The sequence below is a fragment of the Neisseria sp. WLZKY-1 genome (assembly GCF_046546535.1).
In the GTDB taxonomy this organism is placed as follows: Bacteria; Pseudomonadota; Gammaproteobacteria; order Burkholderiales; family Neisseriaceae; genus Neisseria.
Genome location: NZ_JBKGTW010000083.1, coordinates 1 through 4,998 on the forward strand (window position 1 = coordinate 1; position 4,998 = coordinate 4,998).

Consider the following 4,998-nt stretch of genomic DNA (forward strand, 5'->3'; position numbering starts at 1 on the left):
CCGGATAAAGGAGTTTAAAAAGATTGCGATGCGTTGTGAAAAGACGGATGAATCTTTTGCTGCCAACATTTATCTGGCTGCTACGGTTTTAAGGCTGGCTTGAATGTCAACAGACCCTAGGTTTATTGAATACATAATTTATTTCATGTTTTTGGGAATGTTTCTCCTGTTATGTGAGATAAGTTTGGAATAATAAAAGGTGGATGAGATGCAATGCTAACTAATTTAATATTGGCCTTACATTTTCCTTTTTTATTTCTTGTTGTATCCCTATTCATATAATTTACTATTTTCACAGAAGTCCAATCTCCCATTAATCTATTTTCCGTTTCGTAACTAGGAATACCGATATGGTAATGCCATAACCCATATTCTAAAGCGAAATTACGTTTATTATCATCAGAAACAGCCGCAGATGATTTATTACGTCCGCACAAAGGTGGTGCAGTAAAACCGTAATTGCGATAATCTGCAATAAATTGACTAATTATCTTTTGTTCTGCTGATGGGAGTTGTGGATAATCTTGTTTTAGAAATTGTAGAAAATAATTAGAAAAACTAATAGTGTTAGGCATCTTTGCTTAAACTCATAATCCAGTTGTGAACTTCTTCTGCAGTTTCAATGTGTTTAGGCAAAATAGTTTCTCCTGTCATTCTTTCTCTCATTTCCTCAATCGTGAAGTCATAGTTATAGTTCAAGAATGATAATTGGTAAGATGATATTGTTTTCTCGCAATAAGAAATGATAGGAGTTTGAAAGCTATTATTTATTTCTTTATGCGCTAAATAAGTATTGTCCAGATGAAAAAAAGTTATCATGTTCTTCACCTTCTATTGTTCTGCATCAGAAATAAGCATACTTAATGTGTCAATTAGTATTCTTGCAGCTTGAATATCTAAATCAATATTAGCTACACGCATAGGTTTCATCTCTCCATATCCTTGGCCATCAGGTGAAAGAATTGGCGTAGGGACATGCTTAATAAATGACACATTAATGCGCATATTGCTATCATTGATTTGATAACCTGTAGAAATTGTTAAATCAGCAGATGTGTACACGCAATTGCTAGCATCAACAAGAATATTTTTTGTGTTCATTTGAGTAAAGAGCCTTACTGTACATCAAGATGTCTAAACCGCCATTATAAAGTGTTACTGAATGAATGGACAATTAATTATTCTAATGACTAATCATGCAATAAAAGCAGCCTGAAAACCACTCTGCCGTTTTCAGGCTGCCTTTCTTACAACCAAACAATACTACCCTTTCAACTTCGCCAACTGCCCTTCCACTTTCCCCATCTTATCCACCAACTCCGCCAAATCCGCCTTATCCTTCTCCACCAGATGCGCGGGGGCTTTGTCGGTGTAGCCGGGTTTGGAAAGTTTGGCGTTGAGTTTGTCGAGTGCTTTTTGCAGTTTTTCGGCTTCTTTGCTCAAACGCGCGGTTTCGGCGGCTTTGTCGATTTCCACTTTGAGCATCAGGCGTGCGCCGTTGCACACGGCGACGGGGGCGTCTTCGGCTTCGGGCAGTTTTTCTACCAGCTTGGCTTCGGTGAGGCGGGTGAGGGCGGGCAGGTATTTGAGCAGGTCGGCCAGTTCGCTGCCGCCTTCGATAAACAGCGGGGCTTTGACATTGGGGGCGATGCCCATTTCGCCGCGCAGTTTGCGCACTTCTTCGGTCAGTTCTTTCAGGCTGCCCATTTTGTTGAAGGCGGCGGGGGCGATTTTCTCCGGGTCGGCTTCGGGGTAGGCGGCGAGCATGATGCTGTCGCTGTGTTTGGCGTTGGCGAGCGGGGCGACGGTTTGCCACAACTCTTCGGTGATGAAGGGCATGATGGGGTGCATGAGGCGCAGGATGGCTTCGAGTACGCGCACGAGGGTGCGGCGGGTGGTGCGTTGGGTGGTGGGGCAGCCGGTTTGGATTTGCACTTTGGCAAGCTCGATGTACCAGTCGCAGTATTCGTTCCACACGAATTCGTACAGGGTTTGCGCGGCGAGGTCGAAGCGGTAGGTTTCAAAGGCTTCGGCTACGGCGGCTTCGGTTTGTTGGAGTTTGCCGATAATCCACTGGTCGGCAAAGGTAAATGCCAAAGGCTGCATTTCGTCTTGGCCGCAGTCTTGGTTTTCGGTGTTCATCAAGACGAAGTTGGTGGCGTTCCATAATTTGTTGCAGAAGTTGCGGTAGCCTTCGGCGCGTTTGAAGTCGAAGTTTACGCTGCGGCCGAGGCTGGCGTAGCTGGCCATGGTGAAACGCAATGCGTCTGCGCCCATGGCAGGAATGCCTTCGGGAAACAGTTTTTCGGTGGTTTTTTTCACGGCGGGGGCGGTTTCGGGCTTGCGCAGGCCGGTGGTGCGTTTGATAAGCAGTTTTTCCAAGTCGATGCCGTCAATCAAGTCCACGGGGTCGATGACGTTGCCTTCGGACTTGGACATTTTTTTGCCTTCGTGGTCGCGCACGATGCCGTGGATGTACACGTCTTTAAACGGTACTTTGCCGGTGAAGTGGGTGGTCATCATAATCATGCGCGCCACCCAGAAGAAGATGATTTCGTAGCCGGTTACCAAGACGTTGGACGGCAGGAAGGCTTTGAGTTCGTCGGTTTCAGACGGCCAGCCGAGCGTGGAGAACGGCACGAGCGCGGAGGAGAACCATGTGTCCAGCACGTCTTCGTCGCGCGTGAGGCGTATGCCTGCGGCCTGCGCCTGCTTAACCGCGCGGGCTTTTTCTTCCGCCAACTCGGCTTGCAAATTATCAACGGGCAGTTCCAAACTTTCCAGCTTCTGCACCACGCGGATAAAATCCGCCATCAGGTGCAAATCGCCGTTGTCTGCGATGCCTGCATTTTCGCGCGCTTCGTAGCGGGCGGCAAAAGCATCCCAATACGCGCCGAACTCGTCCTGCGCCACATATACCCTGCCTTCTCCGTCATACCACGCGGGGATTTGATGCCCCCACCACAGTTGGCGAGAGATACACCAGTCTTGGATGTTGTTCATCCATTGGTTATAGGTATTGACCCAGTTTTCGGGGATGAAGCGTACCGCGCCGCTGTCCACCGCCTTTTTCGCCTTTTCCGCCAAACTCAGGCCGCGGTATTCGCTGTTCGGCTCGATGCCCTGCGGCTTGGCATTCATGGCGACAAACCATTGGCTGGTCAGCATCGGTTCAATCACTGAGCCTGTACGGTCGCCTTTCGGCGTCATCAGCTTGTGCGGTTTGATTTCCTGCAAAAAGCCCTGTTCTTTCAGGTCGGCAACGATTTGTTTGCGCGCGGCAAAGCGGTCCAAGCCTGCGTATTGTTCAGGCAGCCTGAAACCCGGTTGCGCTTCGCCTTTGTAGTTGAACACTTCGGCATCGCTCAGGATTTTTGCTTTTAAATCAAACACGTTTACCAGTTTGGTGTCGTGGCGTTTGCCCACTTCGTAGTCGTTGAAATCGTGCGCGGGGGTGATTTTCACGCAGCCCGTGCCGAAATCTTTTTCCACATATTCGTCGGCAATCACGGGAATGGTGCGGCCGGTGAGCGGCAATACCAGCTCTTTGCCGATAAAACGCGCGTAGCGTTCGTCTTCGGGATGCACGGCCACGGCCACGTCGCCCAGCATGGTTTCGGGGCGGGTGGTGGCGACGATAAGGCCGTCTGAACCATCAACCAGCGGATAGCGGATGTGCCACATCGAGCCGTCTTCTTCCACGCTTTCCACTTCCAAATCGGATACCGCCGTGCCGAGCACGGGATCCCAGTTCACCAGCCGCTTGCCACGGTAAATCAAGCCCTGCTCAAACAGGCGCACGAATACTTCGGTAACCGTCTCGGCGCGCACGTCGTCCATCGTGAAATACTCGCGCTGCCAGTCGGCCGAGCAGCCGACGCGGCGCATCTGCTGCGTAATCGTGCCGCCGGAGATGTTTTTCCACGCCCATACTTTTTCCAAAAACGCCTCGCGTCCCAAATCGTGGCGCGACACGCCCTCGGCGGCGAGCTGGCGCTCCACCACAATCTGCGTGGCGATGCCCGCGTGGTCGGTGCCCGGAATCCAAGCCGTGTTGTACCCTTTCATGCGGTAATAGCGCGTGAGGCCGTCCATAATCGTCTGGTTAAACGCGTGCCCCATGTGCAGCGTGCCGGTAACATTGGGCGGGGGAAGCTGGATGGAGAAACTTTCGGGGCGGGCGAAATTGGCGGCGAAATAGCCTTGTTTTTCCCAGTTTTGATAGTGTTTGGTTTCGATTTCGGCGGGGGAGTATTTGTCGAGCATGGTAGGTTTCTGTATTGATTTGAAAACAGCGGATTATAGCGCAAAGGCCGTCTGAAAAAAGCAATCCCCAAGCAGCGCGGCGCTTGGGGATAGGAGTTTGGGAAGTGGATAATCGCTGTTTCAGGGATTTTCTGTTTTTTCGAGTTGTTTGAGCAGGCGGTGGTAGGTTTCGGCTTCCTGTTCTTTAAGCAGCTTGAGCAGGTGGTAGTCGCGGCCGTTTACTTTTTCCAAATCGACACGTTCGATGTGCACCAGGCGCAGCAGCTCACGCACGGGCTTGGGCATATTGCGGCCGGATTCGTAGCGCGAACCGCCGGATTGGGTAACACCGATTTTGCTCCAGAATTCGCTTTGGTTCAGGCCGAGTTTTTTCCGTATGTCACGGATGTTTGACAGTTGGGGAAATGTAGACATTCTTAACTTCCTTAACAAATAACAGACTTTTTTCTTAATGCGGTGCGGAAATCCGACTCTGAGGAACGGTTTCCTACCCATTTTCACGGGTGGGGATTATAGAGACGGGATATTCGGATTTAAACCATGTTTTCAATAACCTAATCAAAATTTAAAATCTATATGACTATGTCAACCAAAACATTTAATTCCGATACTTATCCATACCGAAATTAGGCGTAAGTAACAAATTTACTGCCCAAAACCCCCGCAAGCCTTATGCTACAAGACTTTAAGCGGAGTCAAAACCTTTGAACACAAAAAATGCCCTTTTTGCGG

5 protein-coding genes are annotated in these 4,998 nt (G+C 49.5%); all 5 read right to left on the minus strand.

The annotated features are described in order from the left end of the window. Nucleotides 1-143 precede the first annotated feature (143 nt). The 5 genes from ACLD9W_RS12030 to ACLD9W_RS12050 all read right to left on the minus strand — a co-directional run bounded on the left by ACLD9W_RS12030 (nucleotide 144) and on the right by ACLD9W_RS12050 (nucleotide 4,680). Nucleotides 144-575 carry a hypothetical protein gene (locus tag ACLD9W_RS12030; protein WP_410842235.1) on the minus strand — a complete coding sequence of 144 codons (432 nt, stop codon included), beginning with the start codon at nucleotides 573-575 and terminating at the stop codon, nucleotides 144-146. After that, nucleotides 568-819 (minus strand): hypothetical protein, encoded by a 252-nt coding sequence (locus ACLD9W_RS12035; protein ID WP_410842236.1) that lies wholly within the window; start codon nucleotides 817-819, stop codon nucleotides 568-570. Before ACLD9W_RS12035 ends, ACLD9W_RS12030 begins: the two co-directional genes overlap by 8 nt. Nucleotides 820-831: 12 nt before the next feature. Further along, nucleotides 832-1,101, minus strand: coding sequence for a hypothetical protein (locus ACLD9W_RS12040; protein ID WP_410842237.1), 270 nt, complete (start codon nucleotides 1,099-1,101; stop codon nucleotides 832-834). Between the two features lie 162 nt (nucleotides 1,102-1,263). Further along, on the minus strand, nucleotides 1,264-4,266 hold the full coding sequence (locus ACLD9W_RS12045) for a valine--tRNA ligase (protein ID WP_410842238.1): 3,003 nt from the start codon (nucleotides 4,264-4,266) through the stop codon (nucleotides 1,264-1,266). 120 nt (nucleotides 4,267-4,386) lie between these two features. Beyond that, entirely contained in the window at nucleotides 4,387-4,680 is a 294-nt protein-coding gene (locus ACLD9W_RS12050; RefSeq protein ID WP_009426463.1) for a helix-turn-helix domain-containing protein, read from the minus strand. Nucleotides 4,681-4,998: the final 318 nt, after the last annotated feature.